This is a genomic window from Nonomuraea sp. KM88, from assembly GCF_052245635.1.
In the GTDB taxonomy this organism is placed as follows: domain Bacteria; phylum Actinomycetota; class Actinomycetes; order Streptosporangiales; family Streptosporangiaceae; genus Nonomuraea.
In genome coordinates this window covers 54,123-70,409 of record NZ_JBQQCC010000011.1, presented here as the reverse complement: position 1 = coordinate 70,409, position 16,287 = coordinate 54,123, and the positions used below count along the sequence as shown (strand labels likewise).

At 70.6% G+C, this 16,287-nt stretch carries 16 protein-coding genes; 11 read left to right on the top strand and 5 right to left on the bottom strand.

Features of this window, described 5'->3' with window-relative positions; all coding sequences use genetic code 11:
- Window positions 1-104 precede the first annotated feature (104 nt).
- The 3 genes from ACTWPV_RS29355 to xylA are packed head-to-tail and all read right to left on the bottom strand — an operon-like array spanning window position 105 to window position 3,096.
- Window positions 105-1,208: a Gfo/Idh/MocA family protein gene (locus ACTWPV_RS29355; protein WP_443154266.1), complete on the bottom strand. Its 1,104-nt coding sequence runs from the start codon at window positions 1,206-1,208 to the stop codon at window positions 105-107.
- Window positions 1,205-1,948, bottom strand: a complete 744-nt coding sequence (locus tag ACTWPV_RS29350; RefSeq protein WP_347646115.1) for a sugar phosphate isomerase/epimerase family protein — start codon at window positions 1,946-1,948, stop codon at window positions 1,205-1,207. Before ACTWPV_RS29350 ends, ACTWPV_RS29355 begins: the two co-directional genes overlap by 4 nt.
- The gene (xylA, locus tag ACTWPV_RS29345) at window positions 1,945-3,096 is read right to left on the bottom strand and encodes a xylose isomerase (RefSeq protein WP_443154265.1); all 1,152 of its coding nucleotides are present in this window, start codon (window positions 3,094-3,096) and stop codon (window positions 1,945-1,947) included. Before xylA ends, ACTWPV_RS29350 begins: the two co-directional genes overlap by 4 nt.
- A gap of 88 nt (window positions 3,097-3,184) precedes the next feature.
- Between xylA and ACTWPV_RS29340 the strand changes: the two genes are divergently transcribed.
- Window positions 3,185-4,297, top strand: coding sequence for an ROK family transcriptional regulator (locus ACTWPV_RS29340; protein WP_347646117.1), 1,113 nt, complete (start codon window positions 3,185-3,187; stop codon window positions 4,295-4,297).
- Here ACTWPV_RS29340 and ACTWPV_RS29335 read toward each other — a convergent pair.
- Window positions 4,294-4,812 (bottom strand): DinB family protein, encoded by a 519-nt coding sequence (locus ACTWPV_RS29335; protein WP_347646118.1) that lies wholly within the window; start codon window positions 4,810-4,812, stop codon window positions 4,294-4,296. The genes ACTWPV_RS29340 and ACTWPV_RS29335 overlap by 4 nt on opposite strands.
- A gap of 78 nt (window positions 4,813-4,890) precedes the next feature.
- Window positions 4,891-6,450 (bottom strand): glycoside hydrolase domain-containing protein, encoded by a 1,560-nt coding sequence (locus ACTWPV_RS29330; RefSeq protein WP_443154264.1) that lies wholly within the window; start codon window positions 6,448-6,450, stop codon window positions 4,891-4,893.
- Window positions 6,451-6,739: 289 nt separating this feature from the next.
- Here ACTWPV_RS29330 and ACTWPV_RS29325 point away from each other — a divergent pair, with 289 nt between their 5' ends.
- From ACTWPV_RS29325 to ACTWPV_RS29280, 10 genes are all read left to right on the top strand, one after another.
- Window positions 6,740-7,387, top strand: coding sequence for a TetR/AcrR family transcriptional regulator (locus ACTWPV_RS29325; RefSeq protein WP_443154263.1), 648 nt, complete (start codon window positions 6,740-6,742; stop codon window positions 7,385-7,387).
- A 56-nt stretch (window positions 7,388-7,443) separates the two neighbouring features.
- Entirely contained in the window at window positions 7,444-8,313 is an 870-nt protein-coding gene (locus ACTWPV_RS29320) for an alpha/beta fold hydrolase (protein WP_443154262.1), read from the top strand.
- A gap of 155 nt (window positions 8,314-8,468) precedes the next feature.
- On the top strand, window positions 8,469-8,879 hold the full coding sequence (locus tag ACTWPV_RS29315) for a VOC family protein (protein WP_443154261.1): 411 nt from the start codon (window positions 8,469-8,471) through the stop codon (window positions 8,877-8,879).
- A 40-nt stretch (window positions 8,880-8,919) separates the two neighbouring features.
- A complete protein-coding gene (locus tag ACTWPV_RS29310) occupies window positions 8,920-9,384 on the top strand; it encodes a helix-turn-helix transcriptional regulator (RefSeq protein WP_443154260.1) in 465 nt (154 codons plus the stop codon).
- 199 nt (window positions 9,385-9,583) lie between these two features.
- Entirely contained in the window at window positions 9,584-10,390 is an 807-nt protein-coding gene (locus ACTWPV_RS29305; protein ID WP_347646133.1) for an ABC transporter ATP-binding protein, read from the top strand.
- Window positions 10,377-11,084 (top strand): ABC transporter ATP-binding protein, encoded by a 708-nt coding sequence (locus ACTWPV_RS29300; RefSeq protein WP_443154259.1) that lies wholly within the window; start codon window positions 10,377-10,379, stop codon window positions 11,082-11,084. Before ACTWPV_RS29305 ends, ACTWPV_RS29300 begins: the two co-directional genes overlap by 14 nt.
- A gap of 34 nt (window positions 11,085-11,118) precedes the next feature.
- The gene (locus ACTWPV_RS29295; RefSeq protein WP_443154258.1) at window positions 11,119-12,360 is read left to right on the top strand and encodes an ABC transporter substrate-binding protein; all 1,242 of its coding nucleotides are present in this window, start codon (window positions 11,119-11,121) and stop codon (window positions 12,358-12,360) included.
- Window positions 12,361-12,369: 9 nt separating this feature from the next.
- Window positions 12,370-13,233, top strand: a complete 864-nt coding sequence (locus ACTWPV_RS29290) for a branched-chain amino acid ABC transporter permease (protein ID WP_347646136.1) — start codon at window positions 12,370-12,372, stop codon at window positions 13,231-13,233.
- The gene (locus ACTWPV_RS29285; protein ID WP_347646137.1) at window positions 13,230-14,237 is read left to right on the top strand and encodes a branched-chain amino acid ABC transporter permease; all 1,008 of its coding nucleotides are present in this window, start codon (window positions 13,230-13,232) and stop codon (window positions 14,235-14,237) included. Before ACTWPV_RS29290 ends, ACTWPV_RS29285 begins: the two co-directional genes overlap by 4 nt.
- Before the next feature lie 137 nt (window positions 14,238-14,374).
- Window positions 14,375-16,273 carry a helix-turn-helix domain-containing protein gene (locus ACTWPV_RS29280; RefSeq protein WP_443154257.1) on the top strand — a complete coding sequence of 633 codons (1,899 nt, stop codon included), beginning with the start codon at window positions 14,375-14,377 and terminating at the stop codon, window positions 16,271-16,273.
- Window positions 16,274-16,287 lie beyond the last annotated feature (14 nt).

The following is a 16,287-nucleotide window of genomic DNA, read 5'->3' as shown; positions in this document are numbered from 1 at the left end:
CGCCATTCTTGCGGGTCCGGCCGGTTCAAGCCAACGCGATACCGTACGGGTCCGCCGGCTCGGCGACCGTACTCCGTCCCGCCCGGAGCACGGTCGCCGCCGGATCAGGACAGGGTGGCCGCGTGCGGATCCCAATCTGCCGGAAGCGGTTCCGGCGCGGTCGTGGTGGAGGAGATGGGACGGAACTCCGAACGCTCGCCCGACTGCGCGATCGACGACATGAGCTCCAGCACGTGGTAGGCCAGCTCGCCCGACGCCCGGTGCGGCGTGCCCGCGCGCAACGATCTGGCCAGGTCCAGCACGCCGATGCCGCGGCTCACCGTCGTGCCCGACACGGGCAGCTCGCGCCAGTTCGTGTCGCGCAGGCCGCGGGCCAGCAGCGGGCCTTCGAACGTGTTGGGATCGGGAAGCGACAGCGCGCCCTCGGTGCCGATGACCTCGATCATCCTGCGGTTGACGGGCGAGTCGAAGCTGAACGTCGCCGTCGCCGTGGCGGCGCCGGGGAAGTCCAGCAGGGCGTTGACGTGGGTGGGGACATCGACGGGGAAGGCCGTGCCCGCCTTGGGCCCTGACCCGACGACGCGCTGCTCGCGGGCCTTGCGGGTGCCGGCCGCGACCCGCTTGACCGGGCCGAACAGGGACACGAGGGCGGTCAGGTAGTAGGGGCCGAGGTCGAAGAGCGGGCCCCCGCCGGGTTGGTAGAAGAACTCGGGGTTGGGGTGCCACGACTCTGGGCCGAGGCTCTGCGTGGCCGCCGCGACCGCGACCGGCGTGCCGATGAGGCCGGAGCGCAGGGCGTGCAGGGTCGACTGGAGCCCGGCGCCCAGGAACGTGTCGGGGGCGCAACCGAGGCGCAGGCCCCGGTTGGCGGCCTCGGCCATGACCTTGGCGCCCTCGTCCATGTCCATGGCGAAGGGCTTCTCGCCGTACACGTGCTTGCCGGCGCGCAGGGCCTCCAGCGCGACGGCCGCGTGCGCCGACGGGACCGTGAGGTTGACCACGATCTCCACGTCGGGCAGTGCGAGCGCCGTGCCGAGGTCGCCGGAGACGGGAACGCCGTGTTCGCGGGCGACGGTCGCGGCCCGGTCGGCGTCGAGGTCCGCGACGGCGAGCACGCGCACGTCGGGGAAGGCGGTGAGGTTGCGGAGGTACTGGCCACTGATGACTCCGGCGCCGACCAGGGCGACGCCGACGGGGCCGTTGCTCAAAGGCTCTCCAAGGAGGTGAGATAGGCGTGGCTGTCCGCCAGGGCGGCGAAGATGTCGGTGGCGCACTCGTCGAGCTCGACGACGCGCCAGGCGTCAGGGGCCGCGGCGAGGATCTCCGGCACGGGCATGACACCCCTGCCGACCGCGGTGTGCGGCTCGCCCTTGACCACCGGGCCGTCCTTGACGTGCAGCGCGATCACGCGCTCCCCCAGGCGGCCGAGCAGGGCGGGCACGTCGGCGCCGCCGACCGCCGCCCAGTAGGTGTCGATCTGCAGGAACACCTCGGGAGCCAGCCGGTCGGCCAGCACCTCGATGGCGTGCCGGCCGTCGATCTTCGGCTCGAGCTCCCACCAGTGGTTGTGGTAGCCGACCCGCATCCCGTGCCCGGCCGCCTGCTCGGCCAGGCCGTTCAACAGGTCGGCCGTACGGGCGATGCCGTCGGCGGTGGTGAACTCCTCGTGCGCGATCCCGGCGGGGACGATCACCAGATCGGTGCCGAGCGTGGCGACCGCGTCGAAGACCTCGGCGGGCTCCTGCCGGAGCAGCGCGCCCGCGTGTGTGCTCGACACGCGCAACCCCAGGTCGTCGGCTACCTGGCGGAAACCCTTGGGGTCGGAGGTGGGGTCGTACGGCTCGACCGCGGTGTAGCCGATCTCCGAGATCCGCCTGAGCACGTCGTCGCGGCCCGCGGCCAGCGGCTCCCTGACGGTGTAGAGCTGGACACTGACGGGTTTCGTCATCCGCGTACCCCCATGAGGTGCTCGAGCGCGAGCTGGTTCAGCCGGGTGAAGTGGAAGCCGCGCTCGGCCGCGGCCTCGGGGTCGAAGTCGTCCTTGGCCAGGTCGGTCCACGTCTCGCCGGCCGCGAGGGTGGGCTGGGCGAGCTCGTCCACGCGGGAGGCGCGCAGGGCCTCCTGCACTTCGGGGTCGGCCCGGTAGGCGCGCGACTTCTCCTTGAGGATGAGGTAGGTCCGCATGTTCGCCGCCGCCGAGACCCACACGTCCTCGCGGTCCTCGGTGCGCAGCGGCTTGTAGTCGAAGTGCCGGGGGCCGTCGTAGCCGCCGTTCTCCAGCAGGTCGACCAGGAAGAACGCGCTCTTCAGGTCGCCGTGGCCGAAGACCAGGTCCTGGTCGTACTTCGGCCCGTGCTGGCCGTTGAGGTCGATGTGGAAGAGCTTGCCGTGCCACAGCGCCTGGGCGATGCCGTGCACGAAGTTGAGCCCGGCCATCTGCTCGTGGCCGACCTCGGGGTTGAGGCCCACCATCTCGGGGTGCTCCAGCTCGTTGATCAGCGCCAGGGCGTGGCCGATCGTGGGCAGCAGGATGTCGCCGCGGGGCTCGTTGGGCTTGGGCTCCAGGGCGAAGCGCAGGTCGTAGCCGCGGTCGCGGACGTACGAGCAGAGCAGGTCCAGGCCCTCCTTGTAGCGCTCCATGGCCGCCTTGACGTCCTTGGCGGCGTCGGACTCGGCGCCCTCGCGGCCGCCCCAGCACACGTACGTCTTCGCGCCCAGCGAGGCGGCCAGGTCGATGTTGCGCATGACCTTGCGCAGGGCGTAGCGCCGCACGTCGCGGTCGTTGCTGGTGAACGCGCCGTCCTTAAAGACCGGGTGGGTGAACAGGTTGGTGGTGGCCATCGGCACCTTCATGCCGGTCTCGTCGAGGGCCTTCCTGAACGCCGCGATGGCCTTGTCCCGGTCGGGTTCGACCGCGAGGAGGTCGTCGTCGTGGAAGGTGACGCCGTGCGCGCCGAGCTCGGCCAGGCGGTGCACGCTCTCGACCGGGTCGAGCGGCGGCCTGGAGGCGTCGCCGAACGGGTCGCGGGCCTGCCATCCGACAGTCCAGAGGCCGAAGGTGAAGCGGTCGTCGGGGGTGGGCGTGAATGCGGTCATGGTGCGTCCTTCGGTCTTTAGTCCATAATCTGTACATAATCCTGAGGAGGTGAGCATGGTGGCGTCAAGAGGGGTCCGTCATGATTCCATGCGTGCCCGTAACCTGGCCGTCGTACTCGGCGCGATCCACCGGTCGGGGCCGCACACCCGCGCCGCGCTCGCCGAGCTGACCGGGCTCACCAAGACCACCGTGTCCAGCCTCGTCGCCGACCTGCTGGAGGCGGGGGTGGTGACCGAACGCGGCGCCGTCAGGGACGGCGAGCGGGGCCGCCCGGGAGTCGCCGTGAGCCTGAGCGGCCACCGGGTGGCCACGCTGGGGCTGGAGATCAACATCGACTATCTGGCGGCCTGCGTGGTCGACCTCACCCGCACCGTACGCCTGCGCCGCACCCGCCCGGCCGACAACCGCAACTCCGACCCCGCGCACATCCTGCACGAGCTGCGCGGACTGGCCAAGGAGACCATCGCCGAGGCCGAGGCGGCCGGGTTGCGGGTCATCGGCGCCGCGCTCGCCGTTCCCGGCACCGTCGAGGGTGAGACGCTGCGCAGCGCGCCGCACCTCGGCTGGCGGGACGTACGGGTGGCCGACGTGGTCGACCTGCCGTTCGCCATCGACAACGAGGCCAACCTGGCGGCGCTCGGCGAGTTGTGGTTCGGCGCGCGGGAGACCGACTTCCTCTACGTGTCGGGCGAGATCGGCGTCGGCGCCGGGCTCGTGGTGGCCGGCAGCCTGTTCAGGGGCACGTTCGGGCTGGCGGGCGAGCTGGGCCACGTCGTCGTCGTGCCCGACGGGCCCGCGTGCCGGTGCGGCGGCCGCGGCTGCCTGGAGGTCTATGCCGGGCAGGACACCCTGCTCGGAGCGCTGGACTCGGTCTCCGAGCTGGTGGCACGGCTGGAGTCGGGCGACCCGCGGGCGCTGGAGACGTGCGAGCGGGCCGGCGAAGCCCTCGGCGTGGCGCTCACCTCGGCCGTGCACCTGCTCGACCCGGGCATGATCGTGCTCGGCGGCGTCTTCGCGCCGCTGTTCCCGTGGCTGGAGGGGCCCGTGGCCGGCGGGCTGGGGGCCAGGCTGGCGCACATGCGCGACGGCCCGCCCGCCCTCGTGGTCTCGCGGACCGGCCCGGACGCGGCGGTGCTGGGGGCGGCCGGGATGATCATCCAGCGCGTCATCGCCGAACCCGCCGAGGTCCTCGGCGTCTAGTAGTAGCCCTTCCTCCCGTCGAGCAGCTCGCGGATCGTGTCAAGGTGGCCGGCGTGCCTGGCGGTCTCCTCGACCATGTGGATCACCATCCAGCGCAGGCTCGCCGGCGCGGCGCCGAAGTGCGGATGCCTGCCGGCGTCGTCGAGCGAGTGAGCCGCGATGATCTCGTTGGAGGTCCGGCACTGGCGTTCGTAGTCGTCGAGCAGCCGGGCCGTCGGCACGCCGTCGGCGACCATGTCGGCGTCCTCCTCCGCCTCCTCGTCGAACTGCGGGTTGCCGGCGGCGGAACGGCCCAGGAAGAGCACCTCGAACCAGCAGTGCTCGGTCCAGCGCAGGTGGGCGAGCACGCCGGCCACCGTCATGAGGGGCGAGGTGGGCAGGACGGGGCGGTGCGCGTCCTCCTCCGACAACCCCTCGCACTTCCACTGGACGATCGCGCGCTGCATGTCGAGCCAGCCCACGAGCTGCGTGCGCTCGTCGGCCATGAAGGGAGGTCGTTCACGGGGGAGTGTCATGACGGCCGACGCTACTTCAACCGCGCCGATATCGCGCGATCTTTTCGGCCGGCCCGCCACGACGGGAGAGCCCGGCGCTCAGGCGCGGGCGCTGAGCGCGAAGACCTTCAGGTTGGGGGTCGGGGAGCTGGTGAACGAGACGGCCTCGCGGGCCGGGTCGACCGGTACGGACACCCGCCAGATGGTGACCTTGCGGCCGTCCGAGGTGCCGTTGACGTGGTAACGGGTGTCGGCCGTGAGCGCGGCCTGCTCCCCGAAGTGCGGTGACGCGCTCGCCCAGTCGGTCACCCGCAGGGGCGCCGCCGACGTGCCGCCGCCGGCGTAGGTGATCGTGAGCTCGGTCCGCTGGTCGCCGTTCACGGCCGTGACCAGCAGGTCGAGCGCGCGGTAGCGGCCCTTCGTCAGGTAGGTGCGCTGGCCGCGCATGCTCATGAAGTTGACCGCGGTGCCCTTGGTCTCGGGGATCAGGTACGCGGTGCCGTCCACGGTGTGCGGGCCGGGCTCGGGCAGCTGCTCGGCGGGGAAGCTCCAGCCCTTGCCGTCCAGGTTGCCCTGCGCCTTGGCGTCGGCGGTGGCGACTCCGTCGACGTCGTACTGCGGTCGGTGCAGGCAGACGCCGCCGGACGGCTCGCACGGGGCGGGCAGGTTCGGGACGGGCTCCCGCGCGGCCGGGACGCGGTCGACAGGGAGGTCGCGGGCGGCCGTGCCCCACGACCTGTCAGGGGCCGTGCCGACGTCCACCACGACGTGCCCGCCGCCGTTGACCAGCGACTCCGGCAGCCAGGAGCGGGTGTGGCGCTTGCCGTTCACCCGTACGTCCCGGATGTAGATCGCCTCAGGGGAGGCCTGCGGCGCGGTCACCGTGATGGTCCTGCCGTTGCCGCGCCTGATCCACGCCTTCGGGAAGATCGGGCTGGACAACAACATCTCGGCGCGGCTGGGCGTCTGGGGGTACATGCCGAGCGCGGCGAAGACGTACCACGCGGACATGGTGCCGAGGTCGTCGTTGCCGGGCAGCCCGCCGGGGCCGGTCCTGTAGACCAGCCCGGCCATCGCGCGCACGGTCTCCTGCGTCTTCCACGGTTGCCCGAGTGCGTTGTAGAGCCACGGCGCGTGGATGCCTGGCTCGTTCGTCGGGTCGTAGCGGAAGCCGTCGCCGCCGGTCGCCCACGAGCCGTCGGGGCGGTGGAAGAACGTGTCGCTGCCGGGGCGCGCGGTCTCGTTGTCGTGGCTGAAGCCGCTCGCGTAGACGGCGTCCTTCGTGTCGGCCGTGGGGGACGAGGTGACGTCGCCGGCGTACGGCATGATCGGGACGTCTCCCGCCGCTCCTGGATGGCAGCCCGCGCCGTTGACGTGGGTCAGCGCGAAGCCGCGCACGCGCGGGGTGTTGTAGGAGTAGCCGTTGGAGCCGGCGGCGTTGGTCTGGTCGCCGGCTGTGTTGGTCGGGCTCCAGGAGATCATCCCGAACGGCGTGACGGCGCCGGGATAGGTGTTGCCGCCGCCCGCGGAGCCGATCAGCGGATCGACGTGGCTGACGGGATCGGCGACCTTCGCCGGGGAGCGGTGGGCGGCGGCGGGCGTGACGGGCACGAGCGTGCCGATGAGCGTCACGGCGAGCCACGAGCGGGGGGAGAACACCTCGTGATCACACCGTCCCACATTAACCGGATCACCAACGGTGATGTAAGCCCGGGAGAACATCCGGCAGGGCCCCGCCGGTGGCTGTTGCCGGTCTTCTTGAAATCCCGGGGTACGCAGGGTCGAGGGTGCGATTGGAGCTGGGCCGGTGCCGGGATCAGGAGGTGGCTGATCCCGCGACGGAGCCGGTTTGAGAGTCCTCAGAGAATCGGCTGGACACCGCTCATCTTGAAGAGGCGGCCGGCGGCGATACGTTGAGCGTCACCGACGGCAGGAATTGGAGCAGGTGATGACACAATCCGACAGGCCGGTGATGGCTGAGTTGGAGGCGTTCATCGCGAGGGGGCGTCAGCACGGGGCGCGTAAGCGGGTCATCCTGCTGCAGGCCGCCCGCCTGTTCGTGGAGCGCGGCTACGACCTCACCGGGATCGACGACATCGGCGCCGCCGCGGGCATCAGCGGGCCAGCGGTTTACCGGCATTTCGCGGGCAAGCAGGCCATTCTGCTTGCGCTGATCGAGTTGTCGCTGGAGCGGCTGGGCGAAGGAGGGCGAGCCGTCCTGGAGGCCGAGGGGCAGGAGCCCGATGAGCGTCTGGTCAGGCTGGTGGAGTGGTTCGCGGCGTTCGCTCTGGAGAACCAGGAGCTGATGCTGATCCTGCAAGGGGAACTGCCGAGGCTGCCCGAGCAGGACCGGCGGCGTCTCATCGGCCAGATGCGGGTCTTGCGCGAAGAGTGGGTGGCTCTGCTTGTAGAGGTACGGCCGGACCTGTCCGAGCTGGGAGCCCAGATCGCGGTCACGTCTGTCATGGGCATGGTCACCCCGGTTCTCGCCGCCCGGCTGGGGGGAGAGGACGCAGTCGTTCGCGAGCATCTGAAGGTCCAGATGCTCGCGGTGATGCGGGCGCCTGCCCCTCCCCGATTTCCGCAGAAAAGTTAACCGTCCTATACTTTTTGTGTTGATCGGAAGTGTACCGGCGGAGACGGGAGCAGGCGATGGAGCGATGGATCGAGAGCAACGGGGTGCGCCTGTGGTGCGAGACTCTGGGAGACGCGGCCGATCCGGCGATGTTGCTGGTGATGGGGCTCGGCGCCCAGGGGACGTCCTGGCCGGACGACCTGTGCGAGATGCTCCGAGCCGGCGGGCACTACGTCATCCGCTACGACAACCGGGACACCGGGCTGTCCGGCCGGGTCGACTACGCGGCGCGGCCCTACACCCTGACCGACCTGGCCGATGACGCGGTCGGCGTGCTGGACGGGCTGGGCGTGGACGCCGCGCACGTGGTCGGCGCCTCGATGGGCGGCATGATCGCGCAGGAGATCGCCCTGCAACACCCCGGACGGGTGCGCACCCTGACGGCCATCATGTCCGCGGCTGCCGCGATCGACCCACAGAGCGGCACGTTCCGTGGCTCTGAACGGGATCCTCGACTGGTCGCGTGGGACGCTCGGCAGGTCACCGATCCGCCGACCACCGACGAACAGCGCATCCAGGCCCGACTCGACCTGGCCCGCATCCTGTCCGGCTCCCTGTCACCGTTCGATGAATCGGCGACACGCGAAATCATCGCACGAGAGTTCCTCCGAGCCGGCGACATGACGCACACGATGCAGAATCACATTCTCGCGGTGATGGCCTCCCGCGACCGTTCTGAGCTGGTCAGCTCGATCACGTCTCCCACACTGGTGATCCATGGCACCGAAGATCTCATGGCGCCCTTCGAGCAGGGCAGGGCGCTCGCTGCCGCGATTCCTGGCAGCGTCCTGGTGCCGATCGAAGGCATGGGGCATAGCCTGCCCGCCCCAGCGCTTGCCCGCATCGCCTCGGAGATACTCCGGCACACGAACCGCGTGGGCGTCTGATTTCCCGTCACCGTCAAAACACCGGTCTCATCGACCACGTCCTGGCCTGGTCTACATTCCGGCAGATCAACCAAACCCGCGTGCCGGCGAGCTGACCACAGGACCGGTCAGGATTCGAGAAGCACCGGTCATCGGGCCGCGGTTAACGTGGCGGTATGGACGTCACCATTCACACGACCTTCCTCCCGCACGACGACCCGGAGGCCTCGTTGGCCTTCTACCGCGACGCCCTCGGCTTCGAGGTGCGCAGCGACGTCGGACAGGGCAAGATGCGCTGGATCACGGTCGGCCCTCCCGGCCAGCCGGGGACGTCCATCCTCCTGGCGCCGCCGGCCGCCGACCCCGGCATCACCGAGGACGAGCGCCGCACCATCCTCGAGATGATGGCCAAGGGCACCTACGGCTGGATCCTGCTGGCCACCGGAGACCTCGACGGCCTCTTCGAGAAGGTGCAGTCCGGCGACGCCGAGGTCGTCCAGGAGCCGACGGAGCAGTCGTACGGCGTCCGCGACTGCGCCTTCCGCGACCCCGCGGGCAACCTGGTCCGCATCCAGCAGCTCCGCTGAGCCGGTCTCGCTCTCAGGAATCGACGAAAGGGGTTCTCTCATGTGCAATCCCGCATGGGGGCGCGCTCTCACCGCGGCGGAACGCCTGAAGGACCTCGCGCGACTGCGCCGCGTGCGCGACCGCATCGACAGGGAGTACGCGCAGCCGCTGAACGTCGAGGCGCTCGCCCGCGGCGTGCACATGTCGGCCGGACACCTCAGCCGCCAGTTCCGGCTCGCGTACGGGGAGTCGCCGTACGCCTATCTGATGACGCGTCGCATCGAGCGCGCGATGGCGCTGCTGCGCTGTGGCGACCTCAGCGTCACCGAGGTCTGCTTCGCGGTCGGCTGCTCGTCGCTGGGCACCTTCAGCACCCGCTTCACCGAGCTGGTCGGCAGGCCGCCCAGCGACTACCAGCGCCGCGCGGCGGGTGTCGTGGCGGGGCTGCCTTCCTGCGTGGCGAAGCAGGTGACGAGACCGGTCAGGAGCAGGGAAGCGCCGGTCGCCGAGCCGCAACCGGCGTGAGTCACGTACGCGGTGCCCGATCAGAAGCACAGCGGGCCGCAGCCCTCTTAAGGCCACGTGGTGTGTGCGCCAGCTCATAGCGGGCTGCCGGAATGTGTGTCCTTCTCACCTGGTCCGCCGGCCCGGCTCCCACTTAGCGTTCACGGTTACGGCGGCCTGAGCGTGACGCGGGTCACGTCATGACGCGCGAGGAGGGCGCATGGGAGCAGATCCGGTGGGGAGCGGGCACGGCGCCGCCCCGGGCGGATCCGTCCCCGTCCTGAAGGTGCGCGGGCTGAGCAGGGAGTTCCGTGGCTTCCTCGCCGTGGACGGCGTGGACCTGGACGTGGCCGAGGGCAGCGTGCACGCGCTGGTGGGACCCAACGGCGCCGGCAAGACCACCCTGTTCAACCTGCTCACCGGCTTCCTGAAGCCGACCGCGGGCAGCGTGCTGCTGGCCGGCGGCCGGGAGCTGGCCGGGCGCAGCCCCGAGGCGATCACCCGGCTGGGCGTGGCGCGCTCGTTCCAGATCACCAGCCTGTTCGCCGAGCTGACCCCGCACCAGCACGTGGAGCTGGCGCTGGCGAGCCCCACCGGTCTCGGCTGGCGGTTCTGGCGTTCCGACCGGGCGCTGGCCCGCTTCGCGGAGCGCGCTGAGGAGCTGCTCGACCAGGTCGGGTTGTCCGGCCACGGCGGCGTCCCGGCGGGTTCGCTGCCGTACGGGAGCAAACGCGCGCTGGAGCTGGCGCTCGCCCTGGCCCTCGACCCCAAGGTGCTCCTGCTCGACGAGCCGACCGCCGGGATGGGCGTGGAGGACGTCGACCGTACGTGCGAGCTCGTCCGCAGGATCCGTGCGGGCCGCACCGTGGTCCTGGTCGAGCACAACATGAACGTGGTGGCCAGCCTCGCCGACCGGGTGACCGTCCTGCAGCACGGCAAGGTGCTGGCAGAAGGCCCGTACGCCGAGATCCGCCACGACCCGCGGGTCATCACCGCCTACCTCGGAGACTCTCATGCTGCGCGTTGACGGGCTGTCGGCCTGGTACGGCGAGGCGCAGGCCCTGCGCGAGGTGTCGATGCGGGTCGACGAGGGCGAGATCGTCACGCTGGTCGGCCGCAACGGCGCCGGGAAGACCACGCTGCTGCGCTGCCTGATGGGGCTGCATGGCGCGTACGGCAGGACCACGGGCACGATCGCGTTGTCCGGCGAGGACATCACGGGCCTGGCCGCGCACCGCAGGGCCCGCCGCGGCCTGGGCTTCGTCCCCGACGACCGGAGCGTGTACGCCACCCTGTCGGTGGAGGAGAACCTGCTGCTCCCGCCCGTGACCAAGGGGAGCCAGGAGCCGTGGTCGCTGAAGCGGGTGTACGAGACGTTCCCGCCGCTGCGTGAGCGGCGCCGGTTTCCCGGGACGAAGTTGTCGGGCGGTGAGCAGCAGATGCTCGCGCTGGCCCGCGTGTTGCGGACGGGCGCCCGACTGCTGTTGTGCGACGAGCCGACCGAGGGCCTGTCGCCGCTGATCGTCCAGCAGATCGGCGAGATCCTGCGCGAGGTCAAGGCGGCCGGCGTCACCGTGTTGCTGATCGAGCAGAACGTGCACTTCGCCGCCACGGTCGCCGACCGCCACTATTTGCTCGCCGAGGGCCGGATCGTCGAGTCGCTGGACAACGAGCAGGTCCGTGAGCGCGAGCACGAGCTGCTCGAATACCTCGGAATCTGACGACCACCCCGCCGGGAAAAGAGGAGATGCCTGAATGAGAGTCACAGGCTGGAGCGGCTGCCTGGCCGCCACGGGGCTGCTGCTGGCCGGGTGCGGAGGCGGTCCTGGCGGTGGTGACGAGAAGATCAGCAACGGCAAGGTGGTGCTGGCCGTGCTGAACGACCAGTCGGGCATCTACGCCGACACCTCCGGGCGCCTGACGATCGAGGCCGTCAAGATGGCGGTGGCCGACCATCAGGCGAAATATGGTGACAAGGCGGTGGCCAAGACCATCGAGGTGAAGGACGCCGACCACCAGAACAAGCCCGAGATCGCCAACTCCAAGGCGCAGGAGCTCTACGACCGGCAGCAGGCCGACGTCATCCTCGACGTGCCGACCTCCTCGGCCGCGTTCGCCGTTGCCACCATCGCCAAGAACAAGAAGAAGGTGTTCATCGACGTCGGCGCCGCCAGCACCGAGCTGGAGGGCAAGCAGTGCAACAAGTACACCTTCCACTACGGCTACAACAGCTACATGCTGGCCCACGGCACCGGCACCGAGGTCACCAAGGACGGCTCGAAGAACTGGTACATCGTCTACCCCGACTACGCGTTCGGGCAGGACATGCAGAAGACGTTCAGCACGGCGATCAACGCGGCCGGCGGCACCGTGGTCGAGTCCGACCCGACGCCGTTCCCCAACGACAACTTCTCCACGTTCCTGCTCAAGGCGCCGAACCTGGACCCCAAGCCGCAGGTGATCGGCACGATGCAGGCCGGCGGTGACCTGGTCAACCTGGTGAAGCAGTACAACGAGTACAAGCTGCGCGACAAGGGCGTAGGGCTCGCGGTCGGGCTGCTGGCCCTCAGCGACATCCACTCGCTCGGCGCGGACGCCCTGGCCGGGACCCGCTACACCGACATGTGGTACTGGAACGCCGACGAGCAGTCCCGCGCCTGGGCCGACAAGTTCCACGCCAGGACCGGCAAGCGGCCCACCGCCAACATGGCGGCCAACTATTCGGCCGCCCTGCAGTATCTCGAGGCCGTCCAGCGCGGCGGCACCGACAACTCCGACGAGGTGGTCAAGCAGCTCGAAGGCCACAAGATCGAGGACATGTTCGCCCGCAACGCCACCATCCGCGCCCAGGACCACCTGCTGCTGCACGACGCGTACCTGTCGCAGGTCAAGCCGTCCAGCGAGGTCAAGGAGCCGTACGACTACGTGAAGGTGCTCAAGACCATCCCGGCGTCGGAGGCGTTCCAGCCGCAGCCCGACCCCGCCTGCAAGCTGTAGGCGGCCGGCGTGCTCCAGCAGGCGTTCAACGGGCTGGTGGGCGGAGCCTTCTACGCTCTGCTCGCCCTCGGCCTGTCCGTCATCTTCGGCATGCTCGGCGTGGTCAACCTGGCCCACGGCGCGTTCTACATGCTCGGCGCCTTCGGGGCGTTCGTCGCGCTCGACGCGTTCGGCCTGAACTTCTGGGTGTCCCTGCTGCTGGTGCCGCCGCTGCTGGGCGCCGCGGGGATCGTGCTGGAACGGCTGTTCATCCGGCGGCTGACGCCGCTCGACCCGCTCTACGGCTTCCTGTTCACCTTCGGTCTCGCGCTCATCCTGCAGGACCTGGTGAAACGGGAGTACGGGGTGAGCTCGCAGCCGTACCCGCGGCCGCAGGCCCTGGACGGCACGGTCGACCTGGGGCTGTTCACCTACCCCGCCTACCAGGTGTTCGTGCTGGCCGTGTCGGTGCTGATGTGCGTGGCGGTGTGGCTGGTGCTCACCCGTACCCGCGTCGGGGTGATCGTGCGGGCCGCGACCGAGCGGCCCGAGCTGACCCGGGCGCTCGGGATCGACGTCGGCCGGTGGGTGACCCCGGTGTTCGGCTTCGGCATCGCGCTGGCCGCGTTCGCCGGGGTGCTGGCCGCGCCGATGCGGGCGGTCAACCCGCTCATGGGCGCCGACCTCATCATCACCGTCTTCGCGGTCGTGGTGATCGGCGGTCTCGGCTCGGTGTTCGGCTCGGTCGCCGCGGGCTTCGCCGTCGGGCTGGTGTCGGCCCTCGGCAACCTGTACGTGCCGGCGCTCTCCCAGATCCTGGTGTTCATCCTCATGGCCGCCGTGCTGTTGTGGCGCCCGGCCGGGCTGTTCGGACGCGAGGAGGCGTTCCGGTGATCCTGACCAGGCTGGCCCGCTCGGGCCGGGGCGGGTGGCTGCTCCTGGCGGCCGGGCTCGTCACCGCCTTCGCCCTGCCCTGGCTGATCTACCCGCCGGTGGCGCTCGACATCGCCTGCTGGGCGCTGTTCGCCGCGTCGGTGGACCTGCTGCTGGGCTTCACCGGGCTGCTGTCGTTCGGGCACGCCGCGTTCTGGGGCGGGTCGGCGTACTGTACCGGCCTGATCGCGCTGCACAGCGGGCTGCCGTTCCCGGTCGCGATCGCGGGCGGCGCGGCGTTCACGGCACTGCTGGCGCTCCCGATCGGATTCCTGTCCGTACGGCTCAGCGGCATCTATTTCGCCATGGTCACCCTGGCCTTCGCCCAGATGATCTATTTCGTGGCCAACCAGTGGCGGGACGTCACGGGCGGGGAGAACGGCCTGCAGGGGATCCCCCGGGAGCTGTTCGGGCTCGACCTGTCCGACTCGTTCTTCTTCTACTACGCGGGCCTGCCGTTCGTGCTGGCCGGGCTGTTCGTCGCCTGGCGCATCGTACGCTCGCCGTTCGGCCGGGTGCTGGTGTCAATCCGCGCCAACCCGGACCGGGCCCGCGCTCTCGGCTACCCGGTCGACCGCTACAAGCTGCAGGCGTTCGTCCTGTCCGCCGCGCTCGCCGGGACGGCCGGAGGAGTCTTCGCCATCGGCCACGGCTTCGCCTCGCTCGAAGGCGTCTACTGGACCACCTCCGGGCAGGCCGTGATGATGGTCATCCTCGGCGGGATCGGCACGCTGTGGGGCGGCGCCATCGGCGCGGCGCTGATCGTCCAGCTCCAGGACTTCCTGGCCACCGCCGGGTTCGCCGAGACCGGGATCATCACCGGCTCGATCTTCATCGTGGTCGTGCTGCTGTTCCGCCGGGGCATCTGGGGAACGGCCCGCCACCTGCTGGCCGCCCGGCGTGCGCCCGACGCGCCCGCGGACGTGCCCGCCGAGCCCAAGAAGTCGGTCGACACCCCGGCCTGACCGTGAAAGCCCGCCCGTTGCATGGGTGAACGCCCCGTGAATTCACCTATCTCCGCAGCAGCCTGGTAATTGGCGATCCGCGGGACTTGACTAGTGCCCATTGTGGAAGCGCGAGTGCTATAACGATGGGCAAGGGCGTGAACAGGCGCAGTTTCCTCCAGCTTCTCGTGGACGGGGCCCCGCTGCCCCACTACGACGAGGTCCTGCACGACGCGGTGGCCGGCGCCGCCTCACCCGCCGAGATAGCGGATCTGCACGCCGAGCACACGCTCGCGCTCCAGCTCCGCGACACGCTGGAGAAGCGGCGCAGCCGCCACGAACAGCAGCGCGCGCTCGTCGAGTGCGCGAAGGAGCTGGCGGAGGACCGCAGCGACCCCGACACGATCCTCAGCCTGATCGTGAGCCAGGCACAGCGGCTGCTCGGCTGTGACATGGCCTACCTCAGCCTCAACGACAACGAGGGCCGGGCGACCTGCATGCAGGTGATGGTCGGCGCGACCTCCTCGGCGTGGAAGGACGTCAGGATCCCGTTCGGGATCGGCATCGGCGGCAGGGTCGCCGCCACCGGCACGCCGTTCTCGACGCCCGACTACTTCAGCGACGAACGGCTGACGCACGATCCGGCGGTCGACACCTCGGTCAGGGCCGAGCGGCAGGTGTCGATCGTCGGCGTGCCGCTGCGGACCAGCGCTGTCATCGGGGTGCTGTTCGCCTCCAACCGCACGCCGGGGTGGTTCTCCCACGACGCCATCGCTCTGCTCGGCTCCTTCGCCACCCTCGCCGCGACCGCCATCGAGCAGGCGCGGTCGAGGGACGACCAGAAGCAGACCCTGGCGGCCCTCCGGCGGGAGAACGAGGCTCTGCGGCAACGTACGGTCGACCAGGAAAGGGCGGTCGCGGCGCACGACCAGAGCATGGCCATCGTGCTCCGGGGCGGCGGCGTGCAGGAGGTCGTGGCCGCGGCGGGCGACCAGCTCGGTGGCGTGCTCGCCATCTTCGACGAGTTCGAGACGCCCGTCGCCTGGACGCCCGGGGCCTCCCATGAGGTGTTGCGGGCGATGTCCGCCGCCGCGGGCGGGGCCGCGGGCCGCTCCGCCGTCACCCACGACGGGACGTACTGGGTCACCGGCCTCGTCGCCGGCACCGAGAACCTCGGCACCCTGGCGTGGGGGCCGCCGGCCGCACCGTCCGAGGTCGGCGACCTGGACAGGCGGCTGCTCGCCCGGGCCGCCGTCGTCGCGTCGTTGCTCCAGCTGTTCAGCCGCAACCTCGCCGCCGCGGAGGCCAGAGTGCGCGGCGAGTTGCTGGACGACCTCCTCACGCCCACCCCACGCACGTACTCCTCGCTGGCCGAGCGGGCCCTGCGGATCGGCTACCAGCCCCAGAAGCGGCATGCCGTCGTCGTCGCGCACATCCGGGCGGAGAACCGGCAGAGCCTCGCCTCCGTGGCGTCCGACCTCGCGGCCGCCCGCGACGGTCTGAGCACGGTGCGGGACGGCCAGGCGATCCTGGTCGTCCCCTCCGACGACCCGTCGCTGACCGGCCGCCAGATAGCACGCTCGCTGACCACGCGGCTGGGCTCGCCGGTCACCGCTGGCGCCGCGGGACCGGTCGACGACCCGGCCGACCTGCCCAGCGCGTACGCGGAGGCGCTGGCCTGCGTGCAGGCCCTGCTCCGGCTCGAACGGGTGGGAGCCGCCGCCACGGCCGACGACCTCGGATACGCCGGACTGCTGCTCGGCGACGGCGCGTCCGCGGTGCGCTTCGTGGAACGCACCCTCGGGCCGGTCATCCGGCACGACGAGCAGCGGTCCACCGCGCTGATGGAGACGCTCGGAACCTACTTCGCCACCGGGCAGAGCCTGGTCGCCAGCGCCAAACGGCTGCACATCCACCCGAACACCGTCACCCAGCGCCTCGACCGGGTCAGACGCCTGCTCGGCATGGACTGGAACAGCCCGGACCACACCCTGGAAGTGCAGCTGGCCCTGCGGTTGCACCGGCTCCGCCGCGAGCTGCGCGAGCCCGACGGCTGACGTGCCCGCAGGCG

Bases quoted from the DNA above. Each gene is read 5' to 3' on its own strand.
- ACTWPV_RS29350 (WP_347646115.1), bottom strand. From the start codon at position 1,948: ATGACGAAACCCGTCAGTGTCCAGCTCTACACCGTCAGGGAGCCGCTG.
- xylA (WP_443154265.1), bottom strand. From the start codon at position 3,096: ATGACCGCATTCACGCCCACCCCCGACGACCGCTTCACCTTCGGCCTC.
- ACTWPV_RS29340 (WP_347646117.1), top strand. From the start codon at position 3,185: ATGCGTGCCCGTAACCTGGCCGTCGTACTCGGCGCGATCCACCGGTCG.
- ACTWPV_RS29335 (WP_347646118.1), bottom strand. From the start codon at position 4,812: ATGACACTCCCCCGTGAACGACCTCCCTTCATGGCCGACGAGCGCACG.
- ACTWPV_RS29325 (WP_443154263.1), top strand. From the start codon at position 6,740: ATGACACAATCCGACAGGCCGGTGATGGCTGAGTTGGAGGCGTTCATC.
- ACTWPV_RS29320 (WP_443154262.1), top strand. From the start codon at position 7,444: ATGGAGCGATGGATCGAGAGCAACGGGGTGCGCCTGTGGTGCGAGACT.
- ACTWPV_RS29315 (WP_443154261.1), top strand. From the start codon at position 8,469: ATGGACGTCACCATTCACACGACCTTCCTCCCGCACGACGACCCGGAG.
- ACTWPV_RS29310 (WP_443154260.1), top strand. From the start codon at position 8,920: ATGTGCAATCCCGCATGGGGGCGCGCTCTCACCGCGGCGGAACGCCTG.
- ACTWPV_RS29305 (WP_347646133.1), top strand. From the start codon at position 9,584: ATGGGAGCAGATCCGGTGGGGAGCGGGCACGGCGCCGCCCCGGGCGGA.
- ACTWPV_RS29300 (WP_443154259.1), top strand. From the start codon at position 10,377: ATGCTGCGCGTTGACGGGCTGTCGGCCTGGTACGGCGAGGCGCAGGCC.
- ACTWPV_RS29295 (WP_443154258.1), top strand. From the start codon at position 11,119: ATGAGAGTCACAGGCTGGAGCGGCTGCCTGGCCGCCACGGGGCTGCTG.